We start from the raw sequence: 18,297 nt of genomic DNA, 5'->3' as shown, positions 1-18,297 counted from the left end.
TCGCAAACGGTGATGAACATGTACAACCCATACAGTTCACCCATGCAATTGGCCGATCTGGCGATCGCATGGGTGATCTGGGTCACACTGGCCCTCGAAGTGCTCCGTACGATTCTTGGGCCTCCGAGGGTGGCCAGGTCTTGCTGGCGGACGGGCGGCTGGGCGATGAATCCCAGCGCTGTAGATCCCAAGCGGAGGGTGCGGCCAAGTACTCATCATCAGGATTTCCACCTCCCGCCGGCCGAACGCTAGTCGAGGTGGAAGCGGAGCGCCCGGGCGGCTCGGGTGGGGACTGGGTCGTTCCAGTTGTCCAGGTAGTTCTGGGTGGTGGACAACGAGCGGGGTTCCAGTTTGTCCACGTAGACGGTGCCGTGGAGGTGGTCTGTTTCGTGCTGGACGATGCGGGCTTGCCAGCCGGTGAAGGTTTCGCGGTGGGAGTGTCCGGTGGGGTCGGTGTAGGTGGCGTGGACGGAGTACGGGCGGTTCACCACGGCGGTGTGGCCGGGCATGCTGAGGCAGCCTTCGTAGAAGCCTCGGCGTTTGTAGCCGTTGGGGCGGTAGGTGGGGTTGATGGCGGCGAAGAACTCCAAGGGGTAGCGGTGGCGGGCTTCGGCTACCTCGGGTGAGACCGTCGCCGGGTCTTCCAGTACTGCGATGCGCACCGGGACGCCGATTTGTGGGGCGGCGAGGCCGACGCCGGGAGCCGCTCGCATGGTGCGTTGCAGAAGTGCGATGAACTCGGCGAGGAGGGTGTCGTCGACCTGGCCATCGAACGGGTCGGCCACCTGGCGTAATACGGGATCTCCGACCGAGACGATCGGAGCTACGCCATCGCGATGCTGGTCGACCAGTCGGGTGATCTGGGCCTTGACGGTGTTCATGGTTCGGCGGCCGACTCCTGCGGCTATCTGGGCGGTGGCGGACAGCGGGAGAGCTGCCGCCGTACCGGCCAGCAGTGTGCGTCTGCTGAGGTTCACAAGCTCTCCCGCTGTCGGTTGCTCGGGCGACTATCTCATCAGAAGCGAGACGGCGACGTACTGGAGTGAAACGCGATGCATCCCAGCGGTGTACGTCGGGTGGGGTCCCTCGGGTACTGGGCCCGTTGAAAGCGTGCGAGTAACGCGGTCGGCGTTCGGGCGTTGGAGTGGTCGATACCTTGGGGGCCTGGGGATGGGTCGAGGGATGGGTGGTGGTCATGGGTAAGGGACGTTGGGTCGGTGCCGCGGTGGTGGTGGCCGGGCTGGTTGCCGGGTGTTCGGACGGGGGCGGGGACGCGCAGCCGTCGGTTTCGACCTCGTCGCCGAACGGGGCGGCCAGTGGGTCGCCGAGCAGTGCTGCGCCTACTGGTGGTGCGGTGAAGCTTGCGGTGGCTGGGACGGTGGCGACCGGGATCGAGGTGCCGTGGGGGTTGGCGTTCCTGCCGGACAAGAGTGCGTTGGTGACCGAGCGGGACAGCGGGAAGATCAAGCGGGTCGTCGGCGGTCAGGTCAGTGACGTCGGGACGGTCGAGGGGGTCGATCCGTCCTCCGAGGGTGGGTTGCTCGGGATCGCGGTGGATCCGCAGTACCCGAAGCGGCCCTATGTGTACGTGTACTACTCCAGCAGCGACGACAACCGGATCGCGCGGCTGAACTACACCAACGGCGCGATCAGCGAGCCGACGGTGATCCTGGAAGGGATTCCGCAGGCGGCGATCCACAACGGCGGAAGGATCAGGTTCGGTCCCGACGGTTTCCTGTACGCCGGTACGGGTGACGGTGGCGATCGCCCGAACTCACAGAACGACGAGTCGCTCGGCGGCAAGATCCTGCGGATCACGACCGAGGGCAAGGCGGCACCGGGCAATCCGGACGGCCGGTTGTGGATCACCAAGGGGCATCGCAACGTGCAGGGGCTCGCGTTCGAGGGCAGCCAGCTGTACTCCGCGGAGTTCGGCCAGAACACCTGGGACGAGGTCAACGCCATCACCCCGGGGTCGAACTACGGCTGGCCCGCCGCCGAAGGGGTCAGTCAACTGGACGGGATGGTCGATCCGATCGGGCAGTGGTCGACGGCCGACGCCTCTCCCAGCGGCATCGCGTTCAGCCAGGGACACGTCTTCATGGCCGGCCTGCGCGGCGAACGTCTCTGGGCGATCCCGGTCGCCGGCGGCAAGAGCACCGGTACGCCGGTGGCGTTCTTCGAAGGTCGGTACGGGCGGCTCCGTACGGTCGAGACCGCGCCCGACGGCTCCCTGTGGCTGACCACCTCGAACACCGACGGCCGTGGCGACGTGAAGTCCGGCGACGACCGCATCCTTCGCGTCACCGTCTCCCGCTGACGACAATCGGCCGGGCCTCTCGGCGTGACCTTGCTCATCACACGTTTCCAGTTGGACCAGGCTGGTACTAGTGGAGATGTCCGGCGAGGGGAAGGAAAGAGGGTTGCGGTCCGCTGCGCAGGTTCTGGTCCATGACACGGTGATCGTCGCGACGCCGAGCTTTGCCGAAGCGCAGGCGACGGTACGGCGGTTGCGTTCGTCCGGAATGACGGCCGACAGCCTCGCCGTCGTGGGAGCCGACCTGGTCCTGGCCGAGAGACCCGCGGAGAGTTCGGTGGCCAGGCTGACCGCCAGGACCGCCGCGTCCGGGCTGGGCATCGGCCTGCTGGCGGCGATCTTCGTGACCCTGGTGGCGGACACGAACCTGACCGGCCTCGTCGTCGTCCTGTGGGGCGCTGTCTACGGCGTGATCATCGGCGCCCTCACCGGGTTCTTCCGGGGGCTGATCCGAAACCGTCCGGACGCTGTCTCCACCGAGGTCGTGCCCGCGCGGTACGAAGTGCGGTGCGCGGCAGCGGATGCCTCGGTCGCGCGATCCCTGCTCGATCCGCCACCCGCCCGCGCCGCCTGACGGGTCGTCACCAGAACGCAAAGCGCCGAGCCCCGGTACGTCGTACCGGAGCTCGGCGCTCGTTCGGCGAAGCTCAGATACCGAGCTTGGCGTTCAGCAGTTCACGGACCTTGGCGGCGTCCGCCTGGCCCCGCATGTCCTTCATGACCGCGCCGATCAGTGCACCGGCCGCGGCCGGCTTGCCGGAGTTGACCTTCTCCACGACGCCCGGGTTGGCGGCGATCGCCCGGTCGATCGCTTCGAGCAGCGCCGAGTCGTCCGAGACCAGCGCCAGACCGCGCGCGGCCATGATCTCGGCCGGGGTGCCCTCGCCCTTCACCAGACCGTCGAAGACCTGCCGGGCCAGCTTGTCGTTCAGGTCACCGGAGTCGACCAGCTTCTGCACCTCGGCGATCTCCGCCGGCCCGACGCCGAGGGTGTCGACGTCCTTGCCTGCCTCGTTGGCCGCGCGGGCCAGCTCGCCCAGCCACCACTTCTTGGCGGCGGCGGGTGCGACCCCGAGGGCGACGGTCTGCTCGATCAGGGTCTGCACGCCGCCGTTGACGACGTCGCGCATCTCCAGGTCGGTGAAGCCCCAGTCGGCCTGCAACCGCGCGCGCTTCAGCGGCGGCGCCTCCGGCAGGGTCGCGCGGATCTCCTCGACCCAGTCACGCGCCGGAGCGACCGGGACCAGGTCCGGCTCGGGGAAGTACCGGTAGTCGTCGGCGTCCGACTTCTCCCGGCCCGAGGTGGTGATGCCGGTGTCCTCGTGCCAGTGCCGGGTCTCCTGGAGAATCTTGCCTCCGGCAACCAGTACGGCGGCCTGCCGGGTGATCTCGTAGGTGATGGCCCGCTCGACCGAGCGGAACGAGTTCACGTTCTTGGTCTCGGTCCGGGTGCCCAGTGTGGTCGAGCCGGACGGCTTCAGCGACACGTTCGCGTCGCAGCGCAGCGAGCCCTGGTCCATCCGGACGTCGGAGACGTCCAGCGCCAGCAGCAGGTCGCGCAACTGGCTGACGAACTCCCGGGCGACCGCGGCGGCCTTGGCCGGCGGCACCTCGATCGTCTTGGTGACGATCTCGATCAGCGGGATACCGGCCCGGTTGTAGTCGACCAGTGAGTGCGACGCACCGTGGATGCGACCGGTCGCGCCACCCACGTGGGTGGACTTGCCGGTGTCCTCCTCCATGTGCGCGCGCTCGATCTCGATCCGGTAGGTCTCGCCGTCGACCACCACCTCGGTCCAGCCGTCGAACGCGATCGGCTCGTCGTACTGCGAGGTCTGGAAGTTCTTCGGCATGTCCGGGTAGAAGTAGTTCTTCCGGGCGAACCGGCACCACTCGGCGATCTCGCAGTTCAGCGCCAGGCCGATCTTAATCGCGGACTCGATCGCGCGGCCGTTCACCACCGGCAGCGCGCCCGGCAGTCCCAGGCAGACCGGGCAGGTCTGCGTGTTCGGCGGGGCGCCGAACTCGGTCGGGCAGCCGCAGAACATCTTCGACTTCGTGTTCAGCTCGACGTGGACCTCCAGGCCCATCACCGGGTCGAACTGCGCCAAGGCGTCATCGATGGTCAGCACATCAGCAACCACAGTCATCGGGTGACCTCCAGCTCCGGAGCCTTCGACATCAGCACGCCACCCCACTGGTCGGCGAAGGCCGACTCGAGCGCGGCGCCGACCAGGTAGCACAGGTCGTCGCGCATCACCGGGGCCATCACGTGGAAGCCGACCGGCAGGCCGTCCTCCTCGGCGAGACCGATCGGGAACGACGCGGCGGCGTTGCCGGCCAGGTTGGACGGGATCGTGCAGAGGTCGTTCTTGTACATCGCGATCGGGTCGTCGACCCGGGCGCCGATCTCGAACGCGGTGGTCGGCGTCGAGGGCGAGACCAGCACGTCGACCTGCTCGTAGGCCTGGGTGAAATCCCGCGCGATCAACGTGCGGACCTTCTGCGCCTGGCCGTAGTAGGCGTCGTAGTACCCGCTGGACAGCGCGTGCGTGCCGAGCATGATCCGGCGCTTGACCTCGGGGCCGAAGCCCGCCTCGCGGGTCAGCCGCATCACCTGCTCCGCGTCGTTGAGACCGTCGTCGCCGACCCGCAGGCCGAACCGCATCGCGTCGAACTTGGCCAGGTTGGACGAGGCCTCGCTCGGCAGGATCAGGTAGTACGCCGGCAGCGCGTACTGGAAGTGCGGGCAGGACACCTCGACGACCTCGGCACCCAGCTTGGTGAGCAGCTCGACGGCCTCGTGGAAGCGCGCCTCGACCCCCGGCTGGTAACCCTCGCCGCCGAGCTCCTTGACGACCCCGATCCGCAGACCGGTCACGTCACCGCTGCGAGCCGCCTCGACCACGGCGGGCACCGGCTGGTTGATCGACGTGGAGTCCATCGGGTCGTAGCCGGCGATCGCCTCGTGCAGCAGCGCCGCGTCGAGGGTCGTCCGGGCACACGGGCCGGGGGTGTCCAGGCTGGACGCGAGCGCGATCAGCCCGTACCGCGAGGTGCCGCCGTACGTCGGCTTGACGCCCACGGTGCCGGTGAAGGCAGCCGGCTGACGGATCGAGCCGCCGGTGTCGGTGCCGATCGCCAGCGGTGCCTGGTACGCCGAGATCGCGGCCGACGAGCCGCCACCCGAACCACCGGGGATCCGGTCGAGGTCCCACGGGTTGTGGGTGGTCCCGTACGCCGAGTTCTCCGTCGACGAGCCCATCGCGAACTCGTCCATGTTGGTCTTGCCGAGGATCACGATGCCGGCCGCCTTCAGCCGCTTCACCACGGTCGAGTCGTACGGCGGCTTCCAGCCCTCGAGCATCTTCGAGCCGGCGGTGGTCGGTACGCCGTCCTGCGTCAGTACGTCCTTCAGCGCCAGCGGTACGCCGGCCAGCGGGCCGAGCTCGTCGCCCGCCGCGCGGCGGGCGTCGACGTCGGCGGCCTGGGCCAGAGCGCCCTCGGTGTCGACGTGCAGGAACGCGTGCACGGCCCTGTCGGTCGCGCCGATCCGGTCCAGGTGTGCCTGGGTGATCTCCACCGAGGAGGTCTCGCCGGAGCTCATCAGCTCCGACAGCTCGACCGCGGTCTTACGGGTCAGATCGCTCATCACGCCTCCTCGCTCAGGATCCGCGGCACCCGGAAACGCTGCTCCTCGGCCGCCGGGGCGCCGGACAGCGCCTGCTCCGGGGTCAGGCAGGCAACGTTCACGTCCTCGCGCATCACGTTGGTGAGCGGCAGGGCGTGCGACGTCGGCGGGATGTCCTCGGCAGCCACTTCACTGACCTGGGCGACCAGGCCGATGATCTGCTCGAGCTGCGGAGCGAGGTGGTCGAGCTCGTCTTCGGTGAGCTCGATCCGCGCCAGTCGCGCCAGGTGCGCGACCTCATCGCGGGTAATCGATGGCATGAAGGTTTCCAATGGTCTACAGCGAGTTGCCGGCAGGGTGCGGTCCGGCAGACCCGCACCTACCTACGGACCGGCCCATCCTAGTGGGCCGTTGTGACACTTGTATTTCCGGTTTCGCGGCCGCAACCCGGGACCGGTTGACGGGCCCCGGGCGTGTCACTTTGTTCCGCTCTGTAACATTGGCCGCGACAGGGCGTAACTTGGGTGGTATTCGGCTGGGAGATGATCGTTCGGTGTTCCTGCTGCGATTGATCATCCCGGACCGTCCCGGTTCGCTGGGCACCGTCGCCACGGCACTCGGCGAGGTGAACGCCGACATCCACGCGATCGAGATCGTGGAGCACCGCCGCGAGAACGGCACCGCCGTCGACGACATCGTGGTCGACCTGCCGCCGGGCGTGCTGCCCGACCGGCTCGTCTCGGCCTGCAACGGCGTCCCCGACGTCGAGGTGATCTGGTTCTCCCGGTACGGCGCCGGCGGCGGCCTGCACATGGACCTCGAAGCCGTCGAGCAGATGACGTCGGCACCGGCCGAAGCGGTCGACATCCTGGTCGAGCAGGCCCCGGCCGTACTGCACGCCGACTGGGCCGCGCTGCTGGACGGCACCGGCAGCCAGATCAAGGTGGCGCTGGAGACCAGCGCGACCCCGGAGTTCGGCGACCTGGCCGAGCAGTGGCTGCCGCTGGCGAAGGCGACGACGCTGACCGCGCCGGACCACAAGGGTCTGTCCGAGTCTGTCCTGGTCGCGGCGCCGCTGGAGTCGGATCGCCGGGTGCTGGTGATCGGCCGCCGCGGTGGACCCGAGTTCCTCGGCTCCGAGGTGGCCCGCCTGAGCTACCTGGCCAGCCTCGCGGTCACCATCCGCGCTACCGCGTAATACCGCGGCGTCCGCCTCACCCGCGGACTCCACCCGAGCAACCGAGAACGGCCTCCCGCTGAGCGGGAGGCCGTTCTCGGTTCGGTGCGAAGTTCAGTTGTACTGGTAGTACAGCAGTGCCCACAGGCCGGCGATCACCAGCAGCACGATGGCCCCGACGACGGCGACGACCACCACCGCCTGGGTGTTGCTGCCGTCACGCTCCGGGAGGTCGAACTGGGTCGGACCCCACGGACCGCCGCCGTCCACTCGGTGCAGTGCCTCCGGTGGCGGCTTGGCCACCGGGGTCTGCTCCCGCTTCGCCGGGCTGAACTTCATCACACCTCACACGTAGTACGACTCGTACTTGATCGAGATCGTCTGGGACAGGTAGTCGCCGTCACCCGAGCCGCGCTGCTCCACGCGCCATCCGGCCACATAGGCAATGTACGGCTTGCCGTCCTTGCGTGCGTCCAGGAACGCCTTCAGCGGTGCCACGTCCGGACCCTTGAGTACGCCGAACCCGTCCGCGATCGCCGTCGGCAGTGCCGCCTTGACCTCGTCGGCCTTCCCGGAGGCGCTGAACTCCAGCACCCGGATGCCGCCGTTGCTGCTGATCGCGAAGATCCGCTGCGAGCCCGACCGGCCGAGGTCCTTACGGCAGGACGAGGTGCAGGTGTACTGCTTCGCCTTGAGCGCCGCGCTCAGCTGGTCCTCGGTGGACTGGAACTCCTTGCGCGGCAGGTCGTAGGAGTCGGAGCCGGACTTGCCGCCGGACACCTGCACGGTGCCCCCGAGGTTCATCAGGCTGAACTCGCCCCAGGTGCTGCCGACCTTGGCGTTCTTCTGCCCGGTCTTGACCGCCGCCTGGATCTTGGCCACCTCGCTACCGCCGAAGGTGTCGTTGCCGATCGCCTGCAGCGCGGCGTCGAAGGCCACCACCGCGTTGTTGACGTTCTCGGTGTTCCGCGCCCGGATCAGGGCCCCGATGATCGTGCCGTCGGGCTGGAACTGGAACAGGATCTCGGCCTGGCTGATCTCGTCGACCTTGAAGCAGCCGCGGTGCGCGCCCTGCCCACCGTTGAACAGGTCGGAACAGCCGTAGCCGGCCGCCTGCAACTTGTCGGTCGCGGTCTTGGCCTGCCCCTTGGACTCACCCACCGTGCCGGAGTTGTTCGGCTCGCCGGTGGGCTCACCGGTCGGTTCCCCCGTCGGCTCGCCGGTCGGTTCACCCGTCGGTTCGCCCGTCGGGTCACCGGTCGGCTGGGTGGTGGTGGGCTGCCCGACCGGAGTGTCCTCGCCGCCCATGGCGCGAACGCCCAGGAAGACCAGCAGGCCGATCAGCAGGACGCCGATGACGCCGCCACCGATCACCAGGGGCAGCTTGTCCTTCGGGATGCCACCCTTCTTCGGCCCGCCGGGTCCACCCGGTCCGGCCTGCCAGGGTTGCTGCTGCTGTTGGTGCCAGCCACCTTGCTGCGGCTGCTGACCCCACGGCTGCTGCTGGTAGCCGGGCTGCCCCTGCTGAGGCGGCTGGCCCCAACCACCGGCGGGCTGTCCGTCCTGCGGAGGCTGCCCCGGCTGCTGACCCCAACCACCCTGCGGCGGCTGTCCCTGACCGGGCTGGCCTTGACCAGGCTGAGGCTGACCGGGCTGAGGCTGCGCCGGCGGCTGTCCCCAGCCGCCACCGCCCTGGCCAGGCTGCTGTCCCCAGCCACCCTGACCCGGCTGTCCACCCGGCTGACCCCCTGGTTGCCCGCCCGGCTGGCCGCCCGGCTGCCCGGGACCCCACGGTCCTTGTGGCGGCGTAGTCATATGCGCTCCTTAGAAACCCACGTGTAGATGGTGCAAACTAACAGTCGGACGGATCAGAGGCTCCGTTGGATCCCTTGAGTGTCAGGCATCTTCCGGAGCAGGCCTGGTGGCCACCGCCGCGGCCGCCTCCGGCCCCTCGGTGAGCAGAACACCGAAGCCGGCGGCGTCCAGGATCGGCACCCCGAGCTGAACCGCCTTGTCGTACTTGGATCCCGGCGAATCGCCGACCACCACGAACGACGTCTTCTTGGACACCGAGCCGGCCACTTTGCCGCCCCGCGAGACGATCGCTTCGGTCGCCTCGTCCCTGCTGAACCCCTCGACCGTCCCGGTGACCACCACAGACTGTCCCACCAGGGTCTGTTCGACCGTTGGTCCAGACCGGATCTGGCGCAGTTCGACGCCGGCTTCGGTCCACTTCCGGACGATCTCCTGGTGCCAGTCGACGGCGAACCACTCGATCACCGCGTGCGCGATGGTCGGCCCGACGCCCTCGAGCTGCGCCAGTTCCTCCTCCGAGGCAGCCTCGATCGCGGCGATGTCGTCGTACGCCGCCGCCAGCGCGGCCGCCGCGGTCGGGCCGACGTGCCGGATCGACAGTGCGACCAGCCCTCGTGACAGCTGTTGTTTCTTCGCCCGCTCGAGGTTGGCCAGCAGCTTGGTGGCGTTGGCCGACAGCGCGCCGGCCTTGGTGGTGAAGAAGGAACTGCCGATCAGGTCCTGCTCGGTGAGCGAGAACAGGTCACCCTCGTCCGTGATCAGCTCGTTGCCGATCAGCGCGTCGGCGGCCTTGAAGCCGAGCACCTCGATGTCGAAGGCGGATCGGCCGGCCAGGTGGAACAACCGCTCCCGCAACTGCGCCGGGCACGATCGGGAGTTGGGGCAACGAATGTCGACGTCGCCCTCCTTCATCGCCCGCAGCTCGGTCCGGCAGGAAGGGCAGTGGGTCGGCATCCGGAACGGGTACGCGTCGGCGGGGCGCAGCTCCATCACCGGGCCGAGGATCTCCGGGATCACGTCACCGGCCTTCCGCAGGACGACGGTGTCGCCGATCCAGACGCCCTTGCGCTCGACCTCCTGGGCGTTGTGCAGGGTCGCGAACTCGACCGTCGAGCCGGCCACCCGGACCGGCTCCATCACCCCGTACGGCGTGACCCGGCCGGTGCGGCCGACGTTCACGTCGATCGACAGCAGCTTGGTGGTCACCTCTTCCGGTGGGTACTTGTACGCGATCGCCCACCGCGGGGCGCTCGACGTCGAGCCGAGCGCGCGTTGCAGGTCGACCTCGTCCACCTTGACCACGACGCCGTCGATCTCGTGGTCCACGGAGTGCCGGTTCTCGCCGTAGTAGGCGATGAACTCGTTCACCTCCGCCAGCGTCTCGACCCGGCGGGCCCGGTCGCTGACCGGCAGACCCCACTCCCTGAGCAGCTGGTAGGCCTCGGAGAGCCGGTCGATGCGAAGTCCTTCGACCTTGCCGATGCCGTGCACGACGAACCGCAGCGGACGGCTCGCGGAGACCCGGGGATCCTTCTGGCGCAGGGATCCGGCGGCACTGTTGCGCGGGTTGGAGAACGGGTCCTTGCCGGCCTCGACGAGCTGGGCGTTCAGCTCGGTGAAGTCCTCGACCCGGAAGTAGACCTCGCCGCGGACCTCCAGGAAGGCCGGTGGGTCGTCGGTCGCCAGCTCGTTGGGGATGGAGTCGATGGTGCGGGCGTTCAGCGTGATGTCCTCACCGGTGCGGCCGTCGCCGCGGGTGGCGCCGCTGACCAGCCGGCCGTTCTCGTAGACCAGGTCGAGGGCCAGTCCGTCCACCTTCAGCTCGCACAGGAAGCCGCTGTGGTGGATCTGCTGGACGGTGACCTCGCGCTCCAGCCGCTTGGCCCAGGCCTCCATCTGTTCGGCGGAGAAGGCGTTGGCGAGGCTCTCCATCCGTTGCGGGTGCTCGACCGCGGTGAACAGGGTCGAGATCGGCACTCCCACCTTCTGGGTGGGCGAGTCGGGCGTGCGGAGCTCGGCGTACTGCTCCTCGATCGCCTGCAGCTCGTGCATCAGCGCGTCGAAGTCGGCGTCGGAGATGGTCGAGGTGGCCATGTAGTAACGGAACCGGTGCTCCTCGATCTCCCGGCTCAGCGCGGCGTGCCGCTCCCGCACCTCGGGCGGCGCGGCAGGCTGGTCGGCGGCAGTCGTCTCGGGGAGTTCCGTACTCATGAGCAAAACTTACCGGCAGCCACCGACGTTTTCAGGCTTCTGCGGTGTCTCCCACGACATCCGCGACCCGACTGAGAAGTTCGAGCCGGGCACGGGCGTCCGACGGTGACGGAGAGCCCGCGAGACCGCACGCCGGGGTGATCACGACGTCGACGAGGTCCTTGCGGGTCAGGCCGATCTCGTTCCAGCGACGGGTCAGCAGCTCGGCGGCCCGTTCCGGCTTGGGCACCTCGCCGGTGGTCGGTACCACGCCCGCATACAGCGTGACGTCGTCCTCCACAGCAAAGGCGATCTGCTCCCAGGCAGCATCCGTGAGCAGTGCCAGGTCGACAGCCACTCCCCCGGCCCCTGCCTTGCGGAAGACCTCGATGGGCGGCCGTGCCGCGCAGCAGTGCACCACGGTGAGCGCAGGAGACACAGCCTCGATCACCCGGCTCAGCAGGTCCACTGCGCCAGGCCCGTCGACAGAGCGATGCTTGCCCCACCCACTGGCAGTCGGAACAGCACCAGCCAGTACTGCGGGCAGCCCCGGCTCGTCGAGCTGTACTACGAGCTCCGCCCCCGGCACCCGCTTGCGCAGGTCTGCGACCTGGTCCTGCAGCCCATAGGCCAAAGCCTCGGCCAGATCCCGCCGGGCACCGTGGTCGGCCAGCACCTTGTCACCGCGCGGCAACTCGACGGTCGCAGCGAGTGTCCAAGGCCCGGTCACCTGAAGCTTCAGGGGACCGCTGTAGCCGTCGGCCAACTCCTCCAGCACGTCCAGGTCTTGGAGGAGCAGGGACCTGGCCCTTCGCTGGTCCAGGCTCGACCGCGGGTCGTTGCCGCCCGTGAGCCGCCAGCCGGCCGGCTGCAGGTCCATCGCCAGGGAGGTCACGACGCCACCGGCCCGGCTCAGCATGTCACCGTACGGGCGGCCAGGAAGCTCCGGCAGGAACGGGATGGTGACAGCGTCCAGCAGGTACTTCGTCCACTCGCGCACGTCCTCGCCGGGCAGCGAGCCCATCGCGGTGGTCGCGGCGGGACCGAAAGGAGTCAAGGGGTCACACCTTCTGGGTGACGCGCTCGACCGTGTCGATGGTCGCCGAACCGATCACGCGCGTGCCGTCGTACAGGACGACTGCCTGGCCCGGGGCGACCGCGTCGGCGGGCTCGTCGAACTCGACGAGCACCTGGCCGTCCCGCACCCGCGCGGTCACCGCGATCTCCTCGCCGTGCGCGCGCAACTGGGCCTTCACGTGCATCGTCTCGGTCGGGGCCGGGCCGCACCAGCGGGGCTGTGAGGCGGTCAGGCGCTCGACGGCCAGCTCGGCGCGGGAGCCGACCGTGACGGTGCGGTCGACCGGGCTGATGTCGAGGACGAAACGCGGCTTGCCGTCGGCGGCCGGCGTACCGATCTTGAGGCCCTTGCGCTGGCCGACGGTGAAACCGTGGGTGCCCCTGTGCTCGCCCAGTTTGTTGCCCTGGGCGTCGACGATGTCACCCGGCGACTCGCCCAGCTGCTGACTGAGGAAGCCCGGAGTGTTGCCATCGGCAATGAAGCAGATGTCGTGGCTGTCCGGCTTGGCGGCCACCGACAGGCCGCGGCGCTCGGCCTCGGCCCGGATCTCGGTCTTCGGGGTGTCGCCGAGCGGGAAGAACGCGTGCTGGAGCTGCTGCTGGGTGAGGACGCCGAGCACGTAGGACTGGTCCTTGGCCGGGTCGACCGCGCGGTGCAGCTCGCGGCCGGCCGCGGTCTCGACGATCTGCGCGTAGTGGCCGGTGGCAACGGCATCGAAGTCGAGCGCCAGGGCCCGCTCGAGCACCGCGCTGAACTTGACCTTCTCGTTGCAGCGCAGGCAGGGATTCGGCGTCCGGCCGGCGGCGTACTCCGCGACGAACGGCTCGACCACGTCGGCGTGGAACCGCTCGGCCAGGTCCCAGACGTAGAACGGGATGCCGATCACGTCGGCGGCGCGGCGCGCGTCGCGGGAGTCCTCGACCGTGCAGCAGCCGCGAGCGCCGGTGCGGTACGACTGCGGGTTACGGCTCAGCGCCAGGTGCACCCCGACCACGTCGTGACCGGCCTCGGCCATCCGCGCCGCCGCGACGGCGGAGTCCACCCCGCCGGACATGGCTGCGAGTACCCGCATCAGTTGTTCCTTCCCACGTTCTGCAGTCCGGCGGACATCGCCCGCTCGACGACGGGCCCGATGGTGTCCAGTACGGCGTCCACGTCGGCCCGTGTCGACGTGTGCCCCAGGGTGAAGCGCAACGACCCGCGAGCCCGCTGGTCGTCGTACCCCATCGCCAGCAGGACGTGGCTCGGCTCGGCGACCCCGGCGTTGCAGGCCGATCCGGTGGAGACCTCGATCCCGCGCGCGTCCAGCAACAGGAGCAGCGAGTCGCCCTCGCAGTCCTTGAACGACAAGTGTGCGTTACCGGGCAAACGGCCGACCGGGTCGCCCGACAGCATCGCGCCGGGCGCGGTACCGGTGATGCCCTCGATCAGGGCGTCGCGCAGGGCCGTGAGCCGCTCACCGTGCTCGGCCTGGTGCTCCACCGCATGGGCCACCGCGACCGCGAACCCGGCCGTCGCCGGCGTGTCCAGCGTGCCCGAACGGACGTCGCGCTCCTGGCCGCCGCCATGCACGATCGGCACCAGCTTGGTCTCCTTGCGGACCACCAGGGTGCCGATCCCGTACGGCCCGCCGACCTTGTGTCCCGACACGGTCATCGCGTCGACCCCCAGCTCGGCGAAGTTCACCGGCACCTGCCCGACCGCCTGGACGGCGTCGGTGTGCACCGGGATCGCGTGCTCCTTCGCCAGCGCGGCGATCGCCTGGACCGGTTGCAGCGTGCCGACCTCGTTGTTGGCCATCATCAGCGTGACGAAGGACACGGACGCGGGGTCCGACTCGATCGCCTGCTGGACGGCTTCGGGTCGGACGCGACCCAGTTCGTCGACGGGCAGCCACTCGAGCTCGGCCCCCTCGTGCTCGGCGAGCCAGACGGCCGGATCGAGGACCGCGTGGTGCTCGATGCCGCTCAGCAGGATCCGGCGGCGGCGCGGATCCTCGGCCAGCCGGGCCCACCACAGGCCCTTCAGCGCGAGGTTGTCGGCCTCCGTGCCGCCGGAGGTGAAGACCACCTCGCTCGGCTGGGCCCCCAGCGCCTCGGCGATCGTCTCGCGGGACTCCTCGACGGTCCGGCGGGCGGCGCGCCCCGACCCGTGCAGCGACGAGGCGTTGCCGGTCCGCCCGAGGTGCGCGGCCATCGCCTCGATCGCCACGGGCAGCATCGGAGTCGTCGCAGCGTGATCGAGGTAGACCGTACGACGGCCGGAAGAGGTCATAACACCCTCAAGAGTAAGTCCTCGGCGGATGTTCCCGTTCAGCCGCCGTTGATCTGGGCAAGCCAGCCGTGGCCGGGGTGCAGGTGGTGCACCATGTCGGCGAGCCAGGTGCGTTTCGCGGCGGAGAGCAGCGGGAGGACGGCGGCCAGGTCCTGGCGGTCCTTGGGCCGATCCAGCCGGGCCTTGTAGGCGACCGCCATCTCGGGGTTCAGGTACCGGATCCCGTCGTCGGCGACCCAGGTCACCTCGTCGAGCGCGTAGTCCAGCGACGGGTCGCGACGGAACACCCAGCGCCCGTCGCGATCCGGGTTGAGCACCACGTCGTACTTCCACGGCGCCAGCGCGTGCTCGCGCAGCCACACCTGATCGGCGGTCTCGGGCAGTACCGGCTCGTCGACCGGCAGCGGCGAGAGCATCCGGCTCCCCACCGACCACACGTGGTACCGGCCATCGGCGTACCGCACCAGTTCCGGCACGTGCTTGCGCCAGAACGACACGTCCAGATCGTCATGCGGCCGTGAAACCCCGGTGAACGCCTCCACCGCCCAGCCGCCCGCGATCCACCAGTCCAGGCCGAGACCGCCGAAGAACTCGGCCGCCTCCTGCCGGGAAGCCGGTTCGACCGGCCCGTACAGGCGCTGGAAGGCGAGCTCGTCGGGGTCGAGGCCCTCGCCGTACCAGTGCCTTTGCTCCATCCCCCGATCCTGACACCTCGTTCGCCCGGACGAAAACGCCCCGGGCGGTTGTCGCCGGCGACGAATACTGGGCGTCCCGGCGGTCCTAGCGTCGGCACATGGCGACCCTGAACGAAATCCAGACGTGGCTCCAAGACCGGCTCCCGGCGTTGCTCGCCGAGCACCAGGTCCCCGGTACGGCGGTCGGCGTGCTGTTCGGCGGCGAGGTGATCGACCACGCGGCCGGCGTACTGAGCACCGCGACCGCTGTCGAGGCGACTCCTGACAGCGTCTTCCAGATCGGCTCGATCACCAAGGTCTGGACCACGACGCTGGTCCTGCAACTGGTCGACGAGGGCAAGGTCGATCTCGACCGGCCGCTGCGCGACTACCTGCCGGAGTTCAAGATCGGCGACGAGGCCGCGGCCGCCGTCATCACCGTGCGCCAGCTGCTCAGCCACACGTCCGGTTTCGAGGGCGACATCTTCAACGAGACGGGCAAGGGCGACGACGCCGTCGAGAAGTTCGCCGCCTCGCTCAACGAGGTCGGCCAGCTGTTCGGCCCGGGCGAGATGTTCTCCTACAACAACGCGGCCTTCGCGATGCTGGGCCGGCTGATCGAGGTACTGCGGGAGAAGCCGTTCGACACCGCGCTGCGCGACCACCTGCTGACCCCGCTCGGCCTGACCCACTCGGCCACCGACCCGTACGAGGCGATCCTGCACCGTGCCGCGGTCGGTCACCTCCGGCCTACTCCCGACGCGGCCCCGGTGCCGGCGCCGTTCTGGGGGATGACCCGCGGGATGGCACCCGCGGGCGCCATGCTGGCGATGCGGCCACGAGACCTGCTGGCCTTCGCCAAGATGCACCTCGACTCGGGCACAGCGGCAGACGGTACCGCGGTGCTGAGCCCGGCCGCGGTGAAGGCGATGCAGGAGCCTCAGGTCAAGCTGCCCTCGCTCGGCCTGATGGGTGACGCGTGGGGGCTCGGCTGGGAGATCTTCGACTGGGACGGCACCACCGTGATCGGCCACGACGGCGGAACCATCGGGCAGAGCGCCTTCCTGCGGATCGTGCCCGAGCACGGTCTGGCGGTCACCGTGCTGACCAACGGCGGCGACGCGATCGAGCTCTACAAGGCGGTCATGGGCCACCTGGTCGAGGAGCTCGCCGGCCTCGACCTGCCGGCCCTGCCCACTCCCCCGGCCGAGCCGGTGCCGATGAACACGGACCGGTTCCTCGGCACCTACAGCTGCGACGTCGCCGACTTCACCGTCCGGCAGGACGACGAGGGCAAGGTCTGGCTGGACCAGACGCCGAAGGGGATGTTCGCCGAGCTCGGTCCCGCGCCCGATCCGGTCGAGCTGGTCGGCCGCGACGAGCAGAGCCTGATCGCCCTGGTCACCGAGAACGGCGTGAACATGCCGCAGGTCTTCCTCGGCGACGACGGCAGCGGCCGCGCGCTCTACCTGTTCAACGGCCGGGCCATCCGCCGCGCCGCAGCCTGATCCGACCCCGCAGCAACGATCCAGCTTCCTGGAGGCACCATGAGATCCGCATTCACCGTTGCGGTGGCCGGCGCGCTGGTCACCGGGCTGGTCCTGTCCGGTTGCAGTTCCGGCGGCGAGACGACCGCCGCCGGCAAGCCGGTGGAGGGCCAGACGCTGACGATGGCGCTCAGCGGCGACCCCGGCAACCTGGACCCGCAGTTCACCTCCCTGTCGATCACCATGCAGGTGGACAAGTTCCTCTACGACTCGCTGCTCAACATCGACGCGAAGGGTCAGCAGGTCGCCGGCCTCGCCGAGAAGTGGGAGGGCACGACCACCACCGCGAAGTACACGCTGCGCAAGGGCATCACCTGCCTGGACGGTACGCCGCTGACGGCGAGCACGATCGCGGAGAACATCAACTTCGTCGGCGATCCGGCCAGCAAGTCGACCCGGATCGGGGTCTTCGTGCCGCCCGGCGCCAAGGCCACCGGTGACGACGCGGCCGGCACGGTGACCGTGACGGCGGCCGCGCCCGACGCCTTCCTGGTGCGCAACGTCGGCGGCCTGCACATCGTCTGCGCCAAGGGCATGAAGGACCGCGGCCTGCTCAAGCAGGGCTCGGACGGCACCGGCATGTTCAAGGTCACCGAGGCTGTTCCGGGTGACCACTACACGCTGACCCGCCGCAAGGAGTACGCGTGGGGGCCGGGTGACTTCAAGGCCGACCAGGCCGGGCTGCCGGACAAGGTGGTGCTGAGGGTCCTCGCCAACGAGACCACCACGTCGAACCTGCTGCTGTCCGGCGAGGTCAACATCGCGCCGGTCGCCGGCCCCGACCGGAAACGGCTGGAGGCGCAGAAGCTGTTCTCCCGCAGTGCCGGTTCGCCGCTGGGCGAGCTTTGGTTCAACCAGAAGGCCGGTCTTCCTACCGCGGACCTCGCCGTACGCCGGGCGCTGACGCAGGGCCTCGACCTGGCTCAGCTCGGCAAGGTGATCACCGGTGGCGCCGGTTCGCCGACCACCAGCCTGGTCGTCCCCGGCACCGGACCCTGCAACGACGACACGGTCACCGGCAACCTGCCCGGTTTCGACCTGGCGGCCGCCAAGGCCGGTCTCGACGCGGCCGGCTGGAAACCCGGTGCCGGCGGCATCCGGGAGAAGGACGGTGCCAAGCTCTCGCTGGTCTTCTACTACCCGACCAACCTCGGTCCGACGATGCAGTCCGCCGGAGAACTGCTGCAGAAGTCCTGGACCGACCTCGGGATCGGCGTTTCCCTGAAGGCCGTCTCCACCGCCGAGGTCAGCACGGTCATCCTGGCCGGTCAGGGCACCTGGCACGCCGGCCTGATCCCGCTGACGGTCAGCCTGCCCAGTCAGCTGGTCAGCTTCCTGTCCGGGACCGGACCGCCGAACGGCAGCAACTTCTCGTCGATCAAGAACCCGGCGTACGACGCCGCGGTCAAGAAGGCGGCCTCGATCGCCGGAGCCGACGGGTGTGCCGACTGGGCGGCCGGTGAGCGGGCGCTGTTCGAGCAGGTCAACGTGGTGCCGTTCGCCAACTCGACCGTGCCGGTCTTCGCCAAGGGCGCCACCTTCGAGCTCAGTGACGGCGTCTCCCCTGCCTCCATCCGGATGCTGGGGTGAGCCG

At 69.3% G+C, this 18,297-nt stretch carries 16 protein-coding genes; 5 read left to right on the top strand and 11 right to left on the bottom strand.

From position 1 onward, the window contains the following. Positions 1-248: 248 nt before the first annotated feature. On the bottom strand, positions 249-977 hold the full coding sequence (locus tag OX958_RS12205; RefSeq protein WP_270137420.1) for a peptide deformylase: 729 nt from the start codon (positions 975-977) through the stop codon (positions 249-251). Positions 978-1,195: 218 nt separating this feature from the next. Here OX958_RS12205 and OX958_RS12200 point away from each other — a divergent pair, with 218 nt between their 5' ends. Together OX958_RS12200 and OX958_RS12195 are read left to right on the top strand one after the other, a co-directional pair. Beyond that, entirely contained in the window at positions 1,196-2,320 is a 1,125-nt protein-coding gene (locus OX958_RS12200; RefSeq protein ID WP_270137419.1) for a PQQ-dependent sugar dehydrogenase, read from the top strand. 103 nt (positions 2,321-2,423) lie between these two features. Then, a complete protein-coding gene (locus OX958_RS12195; RefSeq protein ID WP_270137418.1) occupies positions 2,424-2,891 on the top strand; it encodes a general stress protein in 468 nt (155 codons plus the stop codon). 73 nt (positions 2,892-2,964) lie between these two features. Here OX958_RS12195 and gatB read toward each other — a convergent pair whose 3' ends face one another. From gatB to gatC, 3 genes are read right to left on the bottom strand one after another with little or no spacing between them, the layout of a single operon-like run. Beyond that, complete coding sequence (gene gatB / locus OX958_RS12190) at positions 2,965-4,467, bottom strand: Asp-tRNA(Asn)/Glu-tRNA(Gln) amidotransferase subunit GatB (RefSeq protein ID WP_270137417.1); 1,503 nt, start codon at positions 4,465-4,467, stop codon at positions 2,965-2,967. Then, a complete protein-coding gene (gene gatA / locus OX958_RS12185; RefSeq protein WP_270137416.1) occupies positions 4,464-5,969 on the bottom strand; it encodes an Asp-tRNA(Asn)/Glu-tRNA(Gln) amidotransferase subunit GatA in 1,506 nt (501 codons plus the stop codon). The genes gatB and gatA overlap by 4 nt, the downstream gene beginning before the upstream one ends. Then, positions 5,969-6,268, bottom strand: coding sequence for an Asp-tRNA(Asn)/Glu-tRNA(Gln) amidotransferase subunit GatC (gatC, locus tag OX958_RS12180; protein ID WP_270137415.1), 300 nt, complete (start codon positions 6,266-6,268; stop codon positions 5,969-5,971). Before gatC ends, gatA begins: the two co-directional genes overlap by 1 nt. A 233-nt stretch (positions 6,269-6,501) precedes the next feature. Between gatC and OX958_RS12175 the strand changes: the two genes are divergently transcribed. Further along, entirely contained in the window at positions 6,502-7,146 is a 645-nt protein-coding gene (locus OX958_RS12175; protein ID WP_270137414.1) for an ACT domain-containing protein, read from the top strand. Between the two features lie 93 nt (positions 7,147-7,239). On the opposite strand, the gene OX958_RS12170 is transcribed toward OX958_RS12175, so the two are convergent. The 7 genes from OX958_RS12170 to OX958_RS12140 form a co-directional block, all read right to left on the bottom strand. Then, positions 7,240-7,464: a hypothetical protein gene (locus OX958_RS12170; protein WP_270137413.1), complete on the bottom strand. Its 225-nt coding sequence runs from the start codon at positions 7,462-7,464 to the stop codon at positions 7,240-7,242. Positions 7,465-7,470: 6 nt separating this feature from the next. Further along, complete coding sequence (locus OX958_RS12165) at positions 7,471-8,940, bottom strand: PT domain-containing protein (RefSeq protein WP_270137412.1); 1,470 nt, start codon at positions 8,938-8,940, stop codon at positions 7,471-7,473. Between the two features lie 81 nt (positions 8,941-9,021). Continuing rightward, the gene (gene ligA, locus OX958_RS12160; protein ID WP_442913263.1) at positions 9,022-11,151 is read right to left on the bottom strand and encodes an NAD-dependent DNA ligase LigA; all 2,130 of its coding nucleotides are present in this window, start codon (positions 11,149-11,151) and stop codon (positions 9,022-9,024) included. Positions 11,152-11,182: 31 nt separating this feature from the next. Further along, on the bottom strand, positions 11,183-12,187 hold the full coding sequence (locus tag OX958_RS12155; RefSeq protein ID WP_270137411.1) for a methionine synthase vitamin-B12 independent: 1,005 nt from the start codon (positions 12,185-12,187) through the stop codon (positions 11,183-11,185). A gap of 4 nt (positions 12,188-12,191) precedes the next feature. Continuing rightward, positions 12,192-13,280 carry a tRNA 2-thiouridine(34) synthase MnmA gene (gene mnmA, locus OX958_RS12150; protein WP_270137410.1) on the bottom strand — a complete coding sequence of 363 codons (1,089 nt, stop codon included), beginning with the start codon at positions 13,278-13,280 and terminating at the stop codon, positions 12,192-12,194. Then, on the bottom strand, positions 13,280-14,482 hold the full coding sequence (locus OX958_RS12145; protein WP_270137409.1) for a cysteine desulfurase family protein: 1,203 nt from the start codon (positions 14,480-14,482) through the stop codon (positions 13,280-13,282). The genes mnmA and OX958_RS12145 overlap by 1 nt, the downstream gene beginning before the upstream one ends. 38 nt (positions 14,483-14,520) lie before the next feature. Further along, positions 14,521-15,177: a nucleotidyltransferase domain-containing protein gene (locus OX958_RS12140; protein WP_270137408.1), complete on the bottom strand. Its 657-nt coding sequence runs from the start codon at positions 15,175-15,177 to the stop codon at positions 14,521-14,523. A gap of 98 nt (positions 15,178-15,275) precedes the next feature. Between OX958_RS12140 and OX958_RS12135 the strand changes: the two genes are divergently transcribed. After that, a complete protein-coding gene (locus OX958_RS12135) occupies positions 15,276-16,664 on the top strand; it encodes a serine hydrolase domain-containing protein (protein WP_270137407.1) in 1,389 nt (462 codons plus the stop codon). 39 nt (positions 16,665-16,703) lie between these two features. Beyond that, complete coding sequence (locus OX958_RS12130; protein ID WP_270137406.1) at positions 16,704-18,293, top strand: ABC transporter substrate-binding protein; 1,590 nt, start codon at positions 16,704-16,706, stop codon at positions 18,291-18,293. The last annotated feature ends 4 nt before the right edge of the window (positions 18,294-18,297 follow it).

Source organism: Kribbella sp. CA-293567 (assembly GCF_027627575.1).
In the GTDB taxonomy this organism is placed as follows: Bacteria; Actinomycetota; Actinomycetes; order Propionibacteriales; family Kribbellaceae; genus Kribbella.
Note: the sequence above shows the minus strand (reverse complement) of the source record. Positions and strands in the feature narration are given on the sequence as shown.